Origin of the sequence: Leifsonia sp. A12D58 (assembly GCF_047530025.1) — a bacterium.
Lineage (GTDB): Bacteria > Actinomycetota > Actinomycetes > Actinomycetales > Microbacteriaceae > Cryobacterium.
Genome location: NZ_JBLJAT010000002.1, coordinates 227097 through 242846, shown reverse-complemented (window position 1 = coordinate 242846; position 15750 = coordinate 227097). Strand labels below are relative to the sequence as shown.

General features: G+C 61.7%; 15 protein-coding genes. All 15 read left to right on the top strand.

Annotated elements, in window-relative coordinates; all coding sequences use genetic code 11:
• Positions 1–10 precede the first annotated feature (10 nt).
• The 15 genes from ACMT3I_RS06975 (at position 11) to ACMT3I_RS06905 (ending at position 15711) form a co-directional block, all read left to right on the top strand.
• Positions 11–1555, top strand: a complete 1545-nt coding sequence (locus ACMT3I_RS06975; RefSeq protein WP_414803743.1) for a Mur ligase family protein — start codon at positions 11–13, stop codon at positions 1553–1555.
• Positions 1556–2968, top strand: a complete 1413-nt coding sequence (locus tag ACMT3I_RS06970) for a UDP-N-acetylmuramoyl-tripeptide--D-alanyl-D-alanine ligase (RefSeq protein WP_414803742.1) — start codon at positions 1556–1558, stop codon at positions 2966–2968.
• Entirely contained in the window at positions 2965–4062 is a 1098-nt protein-coding gene (mraY, locus tag ACMT3I_RS06965; RefSeq protein ID WP_414803741.1) for a phospho-N-acetylmuramoyl-pentapeptide-transferase, read from the top strand. Before ACMT3I_RS06970 ends, mraY begins: the two co-directional genes overlap by 4 nt.
• Positions 4059–5573: a UDP-N-acetylmuramoyl-L-alanine--D-glutamate ligase gene (gene murD / locus ACMT3I_RS06960; protein ID WP_414803740.1), complete on the top strand. Its 1515-nt coding sequence runs from the start codon at positions 4059–4061 to the stop codon at positions 5571–5573. Before mraY ends, murD begins: the two co-directional genes overlap by 4 nt.
• A complete protein-coding gene (gene ftsW / locus ACMT3I_RS06955; RefSeq protein ID WP_414803739.1) occupies positions 5539–6795 on the top strand; it encodes a putative lipid II flippase FtsW in 1257 nt (418 codons plus the stop codon). Before murD ends, ftsW begins: the two co-directional genes overlap by 35 nt.
• Positions 6792–7859 (top strand): UDP-N-acetylglucosamine--N-acetylmuramyl-(pentapeptide) pyrophosphoryl-undecaprenol N-acetylglucosamine transferase, encoded by a 1068-nt coding sequence (locus ACMT3I_RS06950; RefSeq protein ID WP_414803738.1) that lies wholly within the window; start codon positions 6792–6794, stop codon positions 7857–7859. The genes ftsW and ACMT3I_RS06950 overlap by 4 nt, the downstream gene beginning before the upstream one ends.
• Positions 7860–7951: 92 nt before the next feature.
• A complete protein-coding gene (gene murC, locus ACMT3I_RS06945; RefSeq protein ID WP_414803737.1) occupies positions 7952–9349 on the top strand; it encodes a UDP-N-acetylmuramate--L-alanine ligase in 1398 nt (465 codons plus the stop codon).
• Between the two features lie 13 nt (positions 9350–9362).
• Entirely contained in the window at positions 9363–10475 is a 1113-nt protein-coding gene (locus tag ACMT3I_RS06940) for an FtsQ-type POTRA domain-containing protein (protein ID WP_414803736.1), read from the top strand.
• Between the two features lie 219 nt (positions 10476–10694).
• Positions 10695–11879 (top strand): cell division protein FtsZ, encoded by a 1185-nt coding sequence (gene ftsZ, locus ACMT3I_RS06935; protein ID WP_414803735.1) that lies wholly within the window; start codon positions 10695–10697, stop codon positions 11877–11879.
• Positions 11880–11882: 3 nt separating this feature from the next.
• The gene (locus ACMT3I_RS06930) at positions 11883–12569 is read left to right on the top strand and encodes a YggS family pyridoxal phosphate-dependent enzyme (RefSeq protein ID WP_414803734.1); all 687 of its coding nucleotides are present in this window, start codon (positions 11883–11885) and stop codon (positions 12567–12569) included.
• A 36-nt stretch (positions 12570–12605) separates the two neighbouring features.
• Entirely contained in the window at positions 12606–13106 is a 501-nt protein-coding gene (locus ACMT3I_RS06925; RefSeq protein ID WP_414803733.1) for a cell division protein SepF, read from the top strand.
• Positions 13107–13113: 7 nt separating this feature from the next.
• On the top strand, positions 13114–13398 hold the full coding sequence (locus ACMT3I_RS06920; protein ID WP_414803732.1) for a YggT family protein: 285 nt from the start codon (positions 13114–13116) through the stop codon (positions 13396–13398).
• A 144-nt stretch (positions 13399–13542) separates the two neighbouring features.
• The gene (locus ACMT3I_RS06915) at positions 13543–14193 is read left to right on the top strand and encodes a DivIVA domain-containing protein (protein WP_414803731.1); all 651 of its coding nucleotides are present in this window, start codon (positions 13543–13545) and stop codon (positions 14191–14193) included.
• Positions 14183–14782, top strand: coding sequence for a signal peptidase II (lspA, locus tag ACMT3I_RS06910; RefSeq protein WP_414803730.1), 600 nt, complete (start codon positions 14183–14185; stop codon positions 14780–14782). The genes ACMT3I_RS06915 and lspA overlap by 11 nt, the downstream gene beginning before the upstream one ends.
• A 5-nt stretch (positions 14783–14787) precedes the next feature.
• Complete coding sequence (locus tag ACMT3I_RS06905; RefSeq protein WP_414803729.1) at positions 14788–15711, top strand: RluA family pseudouridine synthase; 924 nt, start codon at positions 14788–14790, stop codon at positions 15709–15711.
• The last annotated feature ends 39 nt before the right edge of the window (positions 15712–15750 follow it).

The following is a 15750-nucleotide window of genomic DNA, read 5'->3' as shown; positions in this document are numbered from 1 at the left end:
AAGCGAGCCTGTGTCCGATCTGGTGCCCTCGGCTCTTCGTCCTCAACATCCCGTGCCCCGCTCTTTGTCTGGGCTCGTCGATGAATTTGATCTCGAACTCCGCGGTGATATCGATTCTCTGGAAGTAACCGGAGTGAGCCTTAGCTCACGTACGGTTCAGCCAGGAGACCTCTACGTTGGAGTACCCGGCCGTAATAGCCACGGTGCCTCATACGCAGCCCAAGCAGCGGAGGCAGGTGCCGTCGCTATCCTCACAGATGAAGCAGGCGCCGATCTCGCGCGGGGGAGTGGGCTACCGATCCTGGTGACGCCCGACGCCCGAGCGGCTCTCGGTGCGGTCTCCGCTTGGATCTATCGCACCGACGAGAACCAGGCGACCCTGTTCGCTGTGACAGGCACCAACGGCAAGACGAGTGTTGTCTACCTGCTGTTCGGGATCCTGAACCAGCTGGGTGTCGTGTCCGGCCTGACATCCACCGCCGAACGCCGTATCGGTGACATCGCCGTGACCAGCTCGCTGACAACCCCTGAGGCCAGTGAACTGCATGCCCTGCTAGCTCGAATGCGTGAAGCAGAAGTTCGTGCTGTTGGCATTGAAGTCTCAGCGCAGGCGTTGTCGAGACACCGCGTCGACGGACTTCTCTTCGACGTCACCGGCTTCACCAATCTCAGCCACGATCACCTCGATGACTACGCGACTCTCGACGATTACTTCAAGGCCAAGCTCGAACTGTTCCAGCCGGACAGATCGAAGCGCGGTGTGATAACCGTTGACTCCGAATGGGGCCAGCGGCTGGTCGAAGAATGTCGAATTCCGGTCACTACCCTGTCGACAAAGCCCGATATCGAGGCAGACTGGCGTATGACTGTTCTCGAAGAGAGCGCCCAGTTCACCTCATTCAGACTCGAAGGTCCAGACAACCGTCAGCTGGAGACCCGTGTTCCGCTTCTCGGCTGGTACATGGCAGCCAACGCAGCTCTCGCCATCGTGATGCTCGTCGAGTCCGGTTACGACCTCGACGCGATCGCGCACACCCTCGACCGCGACGGCGGAATTGATGTGTACATTCCAGGCAGGGCCGAACGCATCTCAGGCGACAGCGGTCCTCTGGTCTTCATCGACTACGGCCACAGCCCCGACGCATTCCTGCACACCCTTGATGCGCTTCGGGCGATCACCGACGGGCGCATCATCATGGTGTTCGGCGCAGACGGCGACCGCGACATCACCAAGCGAGCCGACATGGGCGCCATCGCGGCCCGTGGATCCGATGTGGTCGTCGTGACCGATTTCCACCCTCGTTTCGAAGATCCGGCAGCCATTCGGACGACCCTGATCGAGGCTGCCCGGGCCGCTGTCCCCGACGGCGAACTGTACGAAGTGCCTGATCCGCGCGCGGCATTCCGGAAGGCGTTGTCGCTTGCTGGCGAGAACGACGTCATCCTGTACGCCGGACCCGGCCACGAGGATTACCACGAGGTCGCCGGAGTGAAGATTCCGTACTCGGCGCGCGAAGACTCGCGCCAGGCTCTGCGTGAAGCGGGGTGGTTGTAAATGATCGCCATGACACTTGCCGAGATCGCAGCTGCAACGAACGGCAGCATCCATCTCGTCGAGGGTGGCTTGGACGCTGAATCAATCGTCAGCGGAGCGGTGCACACTGATTCCCGCGACGTGGGCGCCGGCGATATCTTTGTGGCCAAGCCCGGTGAATTCACCGATGGTCACCTCTTCGCGCCTACTGCCGTCGAGCAGGGTGCCGCCCTCCTGATCGTTGAACGTCAACTCGACCTGCCCGTTGCCCAGATTATTGTCAACGATGCAGTGGTTGCCCTCGGCGACCTTGCAACCGAGGTCGTCGCCCGCGTGCGCGCGCTCGGCAGGCTGAAGATCGTGGGCGTGACCGGCTCGAACGGCAAGACAACGACCAAGAACCTGCTGAGAGCAGTCCTTGAACGTGTCGGACCGACTGTCGCCTCTCGCGCTTCGTTCAACAACGAGGTTGGCGCGCCCCTCACCATGCTCGAACTCACTGAAGATACCCAGTTCCTCGTCGCCGAAATGGGCGCGAGCGGAGTGGGAGAAATCGCCAGGCTCGTGCGCATGGCCAGGCCAGATGTTGGAATCGTGCTGAAAGTCGGACTTGCCCACGCTGGCGAGTTCGGCGGCATCGAGGCGACTGTGCGTGCCAAGACCGAGATGGTGACAGACCTCCTCCCCGAGGATGTCGCGATCCTGAATGCAGACGACCCCCGCGTCGCCGGCATGTCCTCACACACAGCTGCCAGCATCCTCTGGTTCGGGCTGGGGTCCAACGCTGCGGTTCGTGCAAGCGACATCCACGTGAGTTCTCACGGCACGACATTTACCCTGCACCTCGCCTCAGGCGAGAGCAGCCCCGTCACCTTCCGGGTGCTTGGCGAACACCACGTGATGAACGCCCTGGCCGCCGCGGCTGCAGCGGAAGTGCTCGGAGTAGCGCTGGCCGATATCGTGGCAGCACTTGAATCGGTGCACATGGCCGAACGCTGGCGCATGCAGGTGATGGGTGGCCGTGATGGGGTCACGATCATCAACGATGCATACAACGCGAGCCCCGATTCGATGACGGCAGCGCTGAAGACCCTCGCCCAGATCTCGGAGCCGGGTCAGCGCACCATCGCTGTGCTCGGTGAGATGAGCGAGCTCGGCGAGCTGTCGGGTGAAGAGCACGATCGAATTGGCCTCCTGGCCGTTCGATTGAACATCTCCCAGATCGTCGTCGTGGGCAAAGCCGCACGGCGAATGCACATCAGCACCATCAACGAGGGCTCGTGGGATGGTGAATCGGCCTGGGTCGAGACACCCGACGAGGCATTCGAGTTGCTCGAAAAGACAATAGAACCAGGCGATATCGTGCTGGTTAAATCCTCGAATTCCGCAGCACTGCGTTTTCTGGGCGATCGACTGGGAGAATTGTTCTCGTGAGAGCCCTATTGCTTGCCGGAGCCATGTCGCTTGCGTTCACGCTCTTTTTGACCCCGCTGTTCATCAAGCTGTTCAAAAAGCTTGGCTGGGGCCAGTTCATTCGCGACGATGGACCGAAGAGTCACCACGCCAAGCGTGGTACCGCCACCATGGGTGGCATCATCATCATTATCGGCACGCTGATCAGCTATTTCACTGCAATGTGGATTACAGGGGAGGACATCCCTGCTTCACCGTTGCTGGTGTTGTTCATGATGGTCGGACTCGGTCTCGTCGGCTTTATCGATGACTTCCTGAAGACCCGAAACCAACGCAGCCTCGGTCTCGGTGGTTGGTCGAAGATCGGGGGACAGGTGCTCGTCGCCGGCGTCTTCGCCTGGCTGTCGATCCAGTTCCCCAACACGTACGGCCAGACTCCTGCCTCAACCCAGATCTCGTTCCTGCGTGACTTGCCTATTGACTTCATGGCACTCGGCACCATCGTCGGCACAATCCTGTTCATCGTTTGGATCTGCGTGATCGTTGCGGGAACCTCGAACGCTGTGAACCTGACTGACGGCCTCGACGGCCTGGCGACCGGTGCGTCAATCCTCGGTATCGGTTCGTTCATCATCATTGGCTTCTGGCAGTCGAATCAGGCCCGCTTCGGTGGCTCTGATATCTCAGACCTCTATCGCTCGTATGACGTGCGTGACCCGCTCGACCTCGCGATCGTCGCGGCAGCGATCGTCGGCGGCCTGATCGGCTTCCTGTGGTGGAACACCTCGCCGGCCAAGATCTTCCTCGGTGACACCGGTTCGCTGGCTATCGGTGGAGCGCTGGCCGCCCTGGCAATCCTCGCGCACACCGAACTGTTGCTGGTTCTCGTCGGCGGTCTCTTCGTCATCGAGGCCGGCTCGGTGATAGTGCAGCGGGCCTACTTCAAGGTGACCCATGGCAAACGGATTTTCCTGATGAGTCCGATCCATCACCACTTCGAACTCAAGGGCTGGGCAGAGGTGACAGTCGTTGTGCGCTTCTGGATCATCGGCGGGCTTCTTGTCGCGGCCGGTGTCGGCACCTTCTACCTGGAATGGCTCTCACGAACTCCATGAACCGTCTCGATACTCTGACCAGCTGGCACTCCGACTGGTCCGGCCTGCGCGTCGCGGTCCTCGGACTCGGTGTGACAGGATTTGCAGCAGCCGACACTCTTGCCGAACTGGGCGCTGACGTGCTCGTCGTCGCGTCCCAGGCGCCTGATGAACGCGCCAGGCTCCTCGATGTCATCGGCGCGCGCCTCGTGCAGTCCGACCTCACCGAGGTGCCCGGCGAGCTCATCGGGCAGCGTCCTGAGGTGTTGATCGCCTCGCCAGGCTTCCACCCCGACCACCCGTTGCTGCTCTGGGCCGAAGCCGAAGGCATCCCTGTTTGGGGCGACATCGAACTTGCCTGGCGTCTGCGCGACAAGGTTGGTGAGCCAGCCGAATGGATCCTGGTTACCGGAACCAATGGCAAGACGACAACTGTGCAGCTGACCGCGACGATCCTGGCGGCCGCAGGCCACCGGGTCGCCCCATGCGGCAACATCGGTATCCCTGTGCTCGACGCGATCCGCGATCCCCAGGGCTGGGATGTGCTCGTCGTTGAACTCTCGAGCTATCAGCTGCATCACGTCAAGCGTTCGGGAGTCGGCTCACTTGTGCCGTACTCGAGCGTCTGCCTCAACCTGGCCGATGACCACATCGACTGGCATGGTTCGTACGAGGCATACGGCGAAGCCAAGGGCACCGTCTATGAGAACACCAAGGTAGCCTGCGTCTACAACAAGGCTGACGGCGCAACCGAGATGATGGTGCGCGATGCCGACGTCCAGGAGGGTGCGCGGGCCATCGGCTTCGACCTCGGCGTTCCAGGACCGAGCGACTTTGGCATCGTCGATGGAATCCTCGTTGACCGTGCATTCCTTGAGGAGCGCTTCGACAGCGCCCTTGAACTGATCACCATCGATGAACTCGCACTTCTCGGCCTCGACGCACCCCACGTCGTGTCGAACATCCTGGCTGCCAGCGCGCTGGCGCGGTCATTCGGAGTAGCTCCAGAGGTGATCAGGATCGCCCTTGCCGGTTTCAGCCTTGATCCCCATCGCATCGAAGTTGTCGCGACCGCAGACGAGATCCGCTGGATCGACGATTCAAAGGCTACGAATCCGCACGCGGCCGATGCCTCACTCAAGGCATTCGGGTCTGTCGTTTGGCTTGTCGGCGGGCTGCTCAAGGGTGTCGACATCGACGACCTGGTCAAGCGGCATGCGCCTCGCCTGCGCGGTGCAATCATCATCGGGGCCGATCGAACCGAATTGCGTGACGCATTCGCGCGACACGCGCCCGAACTCCGGGTCTTCGAGATCGATGCGGATGACACTGAACAAGTGATGCCAGAAGCTGTGCGTCGCGCTGCCGAACTGGCAGAAGCCGGTGACGTGGTGCTACTCGCTCCCGCTGCGGCCTCGATGGATCAGTTCTCCAGCTACGCAGAGCGCGGCAGCAAGTTTCAGAATGCAGTACGAGAGTTTTTAGGAGGTGGGGCGGATGACGACGAATCCGCCTCGCAGCCGAACGCCTAAGAGGATCACACCCGCACAGTCGTCCGATTTTCCGGGCGCTGGTGACTCTTCAGGCGCGTCAGGACTCGCTGCCCGCATCAATCTCGGCAAGCTGTTCAAGGCTGAATCAGCGAACTACTTTTTGCTGCTTGGCACCACACTGTTCCTGGTGCTCTTCGGACTGATCATGGTGCTGTCGTCCTCCTCGGTCGACTCGTATCTCGACAACGCCGGCTTCTTCGGCGGGCTGCTCCGTCAGGGCATGTTCGCGATCATCGGTGTGCCGCTCATGCTGATCGTCAGCCGGATGCCGCTCAAATTCTGGCAACGGATCGCCTGGCCGGCCCTGGCCTTCTCGTCGTTCCTCCAGTGCCTTGTCGTCTTCACACCGCTCGGCTACACCATTGCAGGCAACACAAACTGGCTCACCATCGCCGGTGTGCAGTTCCAGCCATCCGAGATGATCAAGGTCTCGCTCGTGATCTGGCTCGGCATGATCCTGGAGCAGAAGAAAGACAAGCTCGACGATTGGCGCCACGTCTACATCCCGGTGTTCGGCGTCGGCGGCGGGTCTGTGATGCTCGTGATGATCGGTGGCGACCTCGGAACCGTCATCATCATGGCTGCCATCCTGTTCGGCGCGCTGTTCTTCGCCGGGGTGAAAATTCGGATGCTTGCCATTCCGCTCGGCGTCGGTGTTGTCGGTGCAGTCATCGTTGCGCTGGCGAGCTCCAACCGGCTGACCCGCCTGATGAGCTTCTTCGGTGAGGGCTGCGAGAACCTCTCCGGGCCTATTTCAACGGAATGCTGGCAACCGCTGCACGGTACCTGGGCGCTGGCCAACGGCGGCATCTTCGGCGTGGGCCTCGGCAACTCGAAGGCCAAGTGGTCGTGGTTGCCCGCCGCAGACAACGACTACATCTTCGCGATCATCGGCGAAGAACTGGGATTGATCGGCGCCATCGTCGTTCTCGCCATGTTCATCCTGATGGCCATCGCATTCGTACGGATCATGCGGTCCACCACCACCATGCAGGCACGTGTCTCAACCGCAGCCGTCATGGTCTGGATCATTGGCCAGGCGCTCGTCAACATTGGAGTCGTGCTGGAAATTCTGCCCGTTCTCGGAGTTCCACTCCCGCTGATCTCGGCGGGAGGCACAGCCCTGCTGACGACGCTTGTCGCCATCGGGATCGTGCTGTCGTTCACCAGGGGATCAGAACACAACAAGGAAGTAGCATGACGACGTATCTCCTCGCCGGCGGAGGCACTGCCGGCCACGTGAACCCGCTGCTGGCTACGGCAGACAAAATCAGGAGCACTGAAACGGATGCCGTCATCTACGTGCTCGGAACCGCCGAAGGACTCGAATCCAGGCTCGTCCCTGCCAGAGGCTATGAACTGCTGGTGATTCCAAAGCTTCCGTTCCCGCGGCGACCGAACGCGAGTGCGCTCACGTTCTGGCCGCGCCTGCAACGCACAGTTGCTCAGGTAACAGACATGATCAGCTCAAAGAACATCGATGTCGTCGTCGGTTTCGGCGGATACGTCTCGACTCCGGCGTACCTGGCCGCCCGCAAGGCCAATGTTCCCATCGTCATCCACGAAGCCAATGCGAAGCCAGGTCTGGCCAACAAGCTGGGCGCCAGATACACCCGTCATGTGGGAGTCGCCTTCGAAGGTACGCCGCTGCCGCACGCCACTTTCGTCGGGATGCCGCTGCGCTCCGAGATCGAGAACCTCGATGAGCAGGCTGCCAGGCCTGTCGCCGAAGCATTCTTCGACCTCGATCCAGCAAAGCCCACCCTCCTGGTCACCGGAGGCTCGCTCGGTGCCAGACGACTGAACGCGACAACCGTGGCATCGGCCGGGGCGCTCGTCGCCGCCGGCTGGCAGGTACTGCACATCACAGGGGAGTCGGCAGAAGTCGCGGACCCGAAGCTGCCTGACTACCGGATGATCCCGTATTGCGATCGGATGGATCTCGCGCTTGCCAGGGCTGACTTCGTGGTGTCGCGCGCTGGTTCTGCCACCGTCAGTGAGTTGTGTGCCCTGGGCAAGGCTGCCGTTTACATTCCGTATCCTGTCGGCAACGGCGAGCAGCGTTTCAATGCGGCTGGTGTTGTGCAGGCCGGCGGCGGAATACTCGTCGAGGATGCCGCGTTCCTGCCCGAATGGGTAAGCTCCGAACTCGTCCCGCTTCTGGCCGACACCGATCGGGTGTCGTCGATGGCCGTGGCTGCTTCGTCGGTCGGTGTTCGTGACGGAGCGCAGCGGATGCAGCGTTTGATTCACAGCGCACTGTAGCCAATCCGGGTTTCACCCGCCCTGTGCGCGTAACGTTGAGGCAGGGCCAGCCACACAACTTTTTTGAGCGATACCGAGAAGAGCAGCAACACGTGATCAAGCCAGACCAGAATCTCATCATCCCCGACGACCTGGGTGCAGTGCACTTCGTCGGCATCGGCGGGTCGGGCATGAGCGGAATCGCCAGGCTCTTCCTCAGCCGCGGCTTCACCGTGACCGGGTCGGATGTGCGGGAGTCCAAGAACATTCAGGCTCTGCGCGACCTCGGAATCGATATCGCCATCGGACACGATGCTGCGAACGTCGGCAACGCCGACAGCCTCGTGGTAACCGGTGCACTCTGGCAGGACAATCCGGAGTACGTGCTCGCCAAGGAACGTGGCCTTCCGGTGCTTCACCGTGCCCAGGCACTTGCCTGGTTGATCAGGGACCAGCGCCTCGTCGCTGTCGCCGGTGCACACGGCAAGACGACATCGACCGGCATGATCGTGACTGGTCTGCTCGGTGTCGGTGCGGACCCGAGCTTCGTCAACGGCGGAGTCATCGAGTCGCTCGGCGTGAGCTCGGCCGCAGGCACAGACGACATCTTCGTTGTCGAGGCTGACGAGTCTGACGGCTCGTTCCTGCTGTACTCGACGGCCCTCGCCTTGATCACCAACGTCGACCCTGACCACCTCGACCACTACGGTTCACTTGAGGCATTCGAAGCCGCTTTCGTCGAATTCGCCCAGAACGCCAGCGAATTCGTCGTGGTTTCCTCCGACGACGCCGGTGCGGTGCACGTCACCTCGAAGCTCGTCGACAAGCGTGTGATCACATTCGGACTTGCCGAAACCGCTGACGTTCGCGTTCACTCGGTTATCGCAGACGGACCAGTGCAGTTCAGCGTGAGCTGGCAGGGCGCTGACTACCAGACGACGCTTCGCATTCCCGGCGTCCACAATGCAATCAATGCTGCGGGAGCATTCGCCGTCATGGTCGCACTCGGATTCGAACCGGCGGCATCCCTTGAGGCGATCTCGGCTTTCGGTGGCACGGAGCGTCGTTTTGAGCTGCACGGCACCGTCGGTGGCGTCAGCGTCTATGACGACTACGCGCACCACCCGACCGAGGTCGCCGCGGCACTGGCCGCCGCCCGCACCGTTGTCGGAAACGGCCGCATCATCGCCGTGCACCAGCCGCATCTCTACAGCCGCACTCAGCTGATGGCGCAGGAGTTCGCCGACACGCTGGAGAGCCATGCCGACCAGACAATCGTGCTTGACGTCTACGGTGCCCGTGAAGACCCGGTTCCCGGAGTGACCGGCGCAATCGTCGCCGACAGGTTCACCGACCCGTCGCACGTGGCATTCATCCCCGATTGGCAGGAAGCCGCAGACTACCTCGCATCGATCGCCCAGGAGGGTGACTTCGTCGTCACTCTCGGCTGTGGCGACGTCTACCGCATCGTGCCGCAGCTGCTCGGCTCCCTCACCAAGGTGCGCGGATGACGCGCTGGCGGTCATGAAGCGACCAGACGGATTCGACAGGCCGGCGCCCGTCGCTCCGCCGACTGCTGCGCCTGGGCGCAGCAGTCGCATCCGCAAGCCTACGTTCCCCTCCAAGGGTGCAGGACGGGACGCTGCCCGCGACAAAACGCACGATGCGGAACCAGAGACCGAACCGATCACCATCGTCTCTGCGGCGACGCCGGACTCACCGGCCAAAAAGTCGGCCACCGAGGTGGCGCAGCAGCCGATAGTGACGCCGATCATTCGGGATGCGTCGGCCGCCACAGGCATGCCGACGACCACGGCCACGCTGCCCGGTCTCGACGCCAGGACGGATGATGACGAACCCGCCAGGCTCACGTCGTGGCAGGCCCGCAAGCGATTGGGCGCTGCCAAGCGCGCCAGAAAGCGCTACGAGCGTGAAGAAGTGCGCCGATTCACCTGGCGAGCCAGAAAGCGGCGCCGCTCCATGTGGATTGCGCTCGGGGTTGCGATAAGCCTCATTGCATTCGTCATCATTGGTGCATACTCGCCGCTGATGGCCCTGCGGTCGATCGAGGTCACGGGCACCAACCGGATTCCAGCTGCAGAGATCCAGGCAGCGCTGGGGGAGCAGCTCGGCACTCCATTGCCCCTGATCGATTTCGGCAAGGTGAAGACCGAGTTAGCAACGTTCCCCCTCATCCGCAGTTTTGTCACGGAGAGTCGGCCGCCTGGCACCATCGTGGTGCGCATCGTCGAGCGCGAGCCCGTGGGGCTCGTCGCGACCGATAGCGGATACGACCTTCTGGATGCTGCCGGCGTGGTGATCCAGTCAGCACCGGAACGTCCTGCCGGATATCCCGTGATCGTCGCCGATGGCGGGGTAGGCAGCGAAGGATTCTTGTCAGCCGCGGCGGTGATCGCAGCGATGCCTGAAGCGCTCCACGGCCAGCTGGACACGGTGTCGGCGAAGACTGCGGATGACGTGACGCTCGGCCTGGCCGGCGGCGCACGAGTCGTGTGGGGCAACGCAGAACGATCAGAGTACAAAGCTGTCGTACTCGGTGCGTTGATGGTCAGTCATCCGGTCGGAAGCATCGCTGAATACGACGTCTCATCGCCCGATAGCGCAGTGCTTCGATAGCTGCACTCGCGCATGTTTTTGTCGTGGGCCAGATCGCCTGGATGCCAGTCGGCGCCTGCAAAGCACGCCTGAAAAGGAATCTGCGGCGGTTCTTCACGACACGCGGGCGCGCCTCCCCAAACAGGGCCTTACGCGGCATAGCTTCGGAAATAGGAATTGCATACTCAGCATAACTATAAGCTTCGACTAGAGGTTTAGAGTTTCCACCGGAGGCCGGACGTGTCATCAAATCAGAATTACCTAGCCGTCATCAAGGTCGTCGGAATCGGCGGCGGTGGTGTTAACGCTGTCAATCGCATGATCGAACTCGGTCTGCGCGGAGTCGAGTTCATCGCAATCAATACCGATGCCCAGGCGCTGCTCATGAGCGACGCCGACGTCAAGCTTGACGTCGGTCGTGAACTCACTCGCGGCCTCGGCGCCGGTGCAGATCCCGAAGTCGGACGTCGCGCCGCCGAGGATCACGCCGAAGAGATCGAAGAGGCGCTTGCCGGTGCCGACATGGTCTTCGTCACTGCAGGTGAGGGCGGTGGAACCGGTACCGGTGGAGCCCCCGTTGTCGCCCGCATCGCGAAGTCGATCGGCGCACTCACCATCGGTGTCGTCACGAAGCCGTTCGGCTTCGAGGGAAAGCGTCGTCAGGCTCAGGCCGAGACCGGTGTCGCAACCCTGAAGAACGAGGTCGACACCCTCATCGTCGTTCCGAACGACCGCCTGCTGGAGATCAGCGACCGCGGCATCAGCATGCTCGAGGCGTTCTCGACGGCTGACCAGGTGCTACTCGCCGGCGTCCAGGGCATCACGGACCTCATCACCACCCCAGGTCTCATCAACCTCGACTTCGCCGACGTCAAGTCGGTCATGCAGGGTGCTGGTTCAGCGCTCATGGGTATCGGTTCGTCCCGCGGGGCAGACCGCGCAATCAAGGCTGCAGAACTTGCAGTCGCCTCCCCGCTGCTCGAAGCATCGATCGATGGCGCCCACGGCGTTCTGCTCTCGATTCAGGGTGGATCGAACCTCGGTATCTTCGAGATCAACGACGCTGCCCGCCTCGTGCAGGAAGCTGTTCACCCCGAGGCCAACATCATCTTCGGTGCCGTCATCGACGACACCCTGGGCGACGAAGTTCGGGTTACAGTCATCGCTGCCGGCTTCGACGGCGGCGAGCCAGGAAGTAAGAACGCAGAGGCCAAGGGCGACCTGGTTGCCGCTGGAGTCTCAGCCGGTGGGGCACACGCTGTCACCTCGGTCGCTGCACCCGAGGCTGCCACGTTCGGCGCTCCGGCAGCAGTCGAGTCAGCTGCCTGGCAGCAGGCCGATTCGGCCGCCAGTGACGTCATCGCCACCGACCCGGCGTTCGATGACGACTCTGACGACCTGGACATCCCTGATTTCCTGAAGTAAGCAATGACCGACCTGAACGCTCCCGGCCTGGCCGAGCGACTCGAGAGCGTACGCTCTCGAGTCGCTGCCGCGGCGACGGCGTCTGGTCGTTCTCCGTCAGACATCACCACGATCGTGGTGACCAAGTTTCACCCGGCGAGCCTGATCTCCGAGCTGCACTCGCTCGGAGTGCATGACGTGGGGGAGAATCGTCACCAGGAGGCGCAAGCCAAGGCCGCCGAGCTGTCAGACCTTGATCTGCGCTGGCATTTTGTCGGTCAGGTTCAGGGTAAGAAGGCAAAGCAGATACGCAGCTACGCCGACGTCATCCACTCGGTCGACCGGTCCTCGCTCGTGGATTCACTGGCCAGCAGCGAGTCGACGGTCGACTGTTTCATTCAGGTCAATCTGACCGATGATGCAGCGCGCGGGGGTGTGGCTGAGCCCGAACTTGACCAACTCGTCGAGTCGGTGCTTGCGGCAGACGGCCTCCGGTTGCTCGGCCTGATGGCGGTCGCGCCCCTGGACGAGGAGCCACGGCGCGCCTTTGCCCGCGTACGCCAGCTCGGTGAACGGGTCAGGTCACTCGCGCCAGATGCCAGCTTGCTCTCGATGGGAATGTCGCACGACTTCGAGGATGCGATCGCCGAAGGGGCGACACACCTGCGAATTGGCACTGCAATCACCGGAAATCGACCGGTACACGGTTAATGTCAACTGAGAAGCTTCACGAACACGGAGGTCGAAATGTCTAACCCGCTCAAGAAAACCATGGTCTACCTTGGTCTGGCGGATGAAGAGCTGGAGTACGAGGCGCCCGCGAGTGTCGCTCCCGTTTCTGCCGTTCCCCACCAGCAGGCACAGACCCACTCCCCGGTAGCGCCGGTGCGCAACACCACAGGAAGCGCTCCGGTCACCCCGCTTCGCAAGACCAACACGCCCAAGAATGTGGCAGCGTCCGAAATGAATGAAATCCTCACCGTCCACCCCCGCCAGTACCGCGACGCGCAGGTTATCGCTGAGTCCTTCCGCGACGGGATCCCTGTCATCATCAACCTCTCGCAGATGAGTGATGCGGACGCTCGTCGTCTCATCGACTTCGCGAGCGGCCTGTCACAGGGCCTGTACGGAAAGATCGAGCGCGTCACAGCAAAGGTCTTCCTGCTGTCGCCTTCGCACGTCGTCGTCTCCGGAGAAAACTCCGATGGTGACGTGGACGCTGACGCGTCCTTCTTCGCACAGTCCTGATATCAGCGTGCACATCGTCGCGAATATCCTGTATTTCGCCCTCCTGCTGTATTTCTTTGTGCTGTGGGGGCGATTCATCCTCGACCTGGTCAGGACTGTAAATCACAACTGGCGTCCTCGTGGGGCCGGACTGGTGGCCGCGTCGATGGTTTACACACTGACCGACCCGCCTGTGAAGTTCTTCAGACGACTTTTGCCGCCGCTGCGGCTCGGACCCGTTGCGTTTGACTTCGGGTGGAGCCTGACAATGCTGTGCACCATCGTCGCCATGTCGCTCACAGGGCTCTTTTAGGTAATACCAGCCGTTTGACATCTTCATCGCATGTATTCTTGAGCGGTAACGGTGCCAAGTGGTGCAGTCAATCTAATGCGGCAATTGCTAGCGTTAGTAGACGTAAGTTTCTGTTCGCAACTCAAGTTCTAAGGGTGGAAAGCCATGGCGCTAACTCCGGAAGATGTAGTCAACAAGCGGTTCCAGTCAACCAAGTTCCGCGAGGGGTATGACCAGGATGAGGTGGACGACTTCCTCGATGAGGTGGTTGTCGAGCTTCGTCGCCTCACGCAGGAGAACGAAGAGCTGAAGGCTCAGCTCGCCGCCGGCGGCAATGCCCCGGCTGCGCAGGCCTTCAAGGCCCCGCAGGCTGCTGTCGTTCCGGAACCCGCAGCAGCGCCCGTCGCTGCAGCACCGGTTCCCGTTCCGGCTGCTGTTCCCGTCGCCGAGTCGGCTGACGAGACCGCTGGCACGACCAACCTCCTGCAGCTGGCTCGCCGCCTGCACGAAGAGCACGTCAAGGAAGGCGCCGAGAAGCGCGATGCGCTCATCGCCGAAGGCCACGCCACTGCTGCTCGCGTCGTTGCGGAGGCCGAGGCCAAGCAGCGTGCACAGATCAATGCCCTCGATGCAGAGCGCGCAACGCTCGAGAAGAAGATCGACGAACTGCGCACATTCGAGCGCGAGTACCGTCTCAAGCTCAAGAGCTACATCGAAGGCCAGCTCCGCGAGCTCGACTCTGCCTCACCGGTAAGCGTCGGCGGCGGCAGCGACTCCAACGCTCCGAAGCCAAGCTTCCAGGGCTTTGGCGCGTAGTTCCAGAGCGAAGGTCAGCGCTCGTGCGCTCATCGTTCTGGCTCTTGTCGCGCTAGGCGGTTACGCGCTCGATCAAATCAGTAAGTTCCTCGTCGTCAGCAACATGAACGACGGCGATGTTGTCCGGGTTCTGGGTGATGTGCTTCAATTGCACCTCGTCCGGAACCCGGGCGCTGCTTTTTCCCTCGCGAGCGGGATGACGTGGATCTTTTCGATCCTCGCCACCGGCGTGGTCATCTTCATCATCTGGTTCGCCGGTCGCATCAGATCGATTGCCTGGGCAGTCGTCTTCGGCCTGCTCCTGGCTGGAGTGCTCGGCAATCTGACCGATCGCCTGTTCAGAGAGCCGGGATTCGGCCTCGGACACGTCATCGACTTCGTCTCGACGCCGTGGATGATTCCGGCAATCTATAACGTCGCAGACATCTGCATCGTGACGAGCATGATTCTGTTCATGATCCTGACGATTCGCGGTATCGGTCTCGACGGCAACAAAGTGAGCGACACAGCTGCCAACAAGGCTGTTGGAGACGACACCACCAACAACGCAGGGAAAGAAGAATCGACGTCGACCGAGTCGCCGTCTTAAGCACTATGGAATCTCGATCTCTTCCCTTGCCAGATGGCCTTGCCGGCGTCCGTGTTGATGCCGGTCTGGCCAAGCTCCTCGGCTTTTCCCGCAACTTTGCAGCGGAGGTCGTTGAGGCTGGCGGTGTCACCGTTGATGGTGTTGTCGTCGATAAGTCAGACAAGTTGAAAGCCGGCGGTTGGCTCGAAGTCAACTGGCAGCCTAAGCAAGAAGTGGCAATCGTGCCGATGGCCGTTCCCGATCTGACGATCGTGTACGACGACGACAGCTTTGTAGTCGTGAACAAGCCTGCCGGTGTTGCGGCCCACCCGAGTGTTGGTTGGACTGGCCCGACAGTCGTTGGCGCCCTCGCCGCTGCCGGGTATCGCATCTCGACCTCGGGCGCCGCAGAGCGTGCAGGCATCGTTCACCGCCTCGACGCGGGAACCAGCGGTCTGATGGTCGTCGCGAAGTCTGAGGCCGCATACACGGCTCTCAAGCGCGCCTTCCACGACCGTGAGGTCGAGAAGATTTATCACACGGTGGTCCAGGGGCACCCCGATCCGCTGTCCGGCACGATTGACGCACCCGTCGGCCGGCATCCAAAGGCTGACTGGAAGTTCGCAGTCACCGCAGAAGGTAAGCACGCAGTCACGCACTACGAGACCCTCGAGGCCTTCCCTTACGGGTCGCTGCTCGAGGTTCACCTGGAAACCGGACGTACCCACCAGATCCGGGTGCACATGGCCGCACAGCGGCATCCCTGTGTCGGTGACGCCATGTATGGCGCCGACCCCAAGATCTCTGCACGACTCGGGCTGACACGGCAGTGGCTGCACGCCAAGCAGCTTTCGTTCGCTCATCCTGAAACGGGGGACTGGGTCACGTTCAACTCTGAATACGCCCCTGATCTCGCCCATGCGCTCTCTGTCCTGCGGAACGAAGATTAGGCTAGAGACTCACCACCCCCCAGTATTACCAACAGCATT

Bases quoted from the DNA above. Each gene is read 5' to 3' on its own strand.
- ACMT3I_RS06970 (WP_414803742.1), top strand. From the start codon at position 1,556: ATGATCGCCATGACACTTGCCGAGATCGCAGCTGCAACGAACGGCAGC.
- murD (WP_414803740.1), top strand. From the start codon at position 4,059: ATGAACCGTCTCGATACTCTGACCAGCTGGCACTCCGACTGGTCCGGC.
- ftsW (WP_414803739.1), top strand. From the start codon at position 5,539: ATGACGACGAATCCGCCTCGCAGCCGAACGCCTAAGAGGATCACACCC.
- ACMT3I_RS06950 (WP_414803738.1), top strand. From the start codon at position 6,792: ATGACGACGTATCTCCTCGCCGGCGGAGGCACTGCCGGCCACGTGAAC.
- ACMT3I_RS06940 (WP_414803736.1), top strand. From the start codon at position 9,363: ATGAAGCGACCAGACGGATTCGACAGGCCGGCGCCCGTCGCTCCGCCG.
- ACMT3I_RS06930 (WP_414803734.1), top strand. From the start codon at position 11,883: ATGACCGACCTGAACGCTCCCGGCCTGGCCGAGCGACTCGAGAGCGTA.
- ACMT3I_RS06925 (WP_414803733.1), top strand. From the start codon at position 12,606: ATGTCTAACCCGCTCAAGAAAACCATGGTCTACCTTGGTCTGGCGGAT.
- ACMT3I_RS06915 (WP_414803731.1), top strand. From the start codon at position 13,543: ATGGCGCTAACTCCGGAAGATGTAGTCAACAAGCGGTTCCAGTCAACC.
- ACMT3I_RS06905 (WP_414803729.1), top strand. From the start codon at position 14,788: ATGGAATCTCGATCTCTTCCCTTGCCAGATGGCCTTGCCGGCGTCCGT.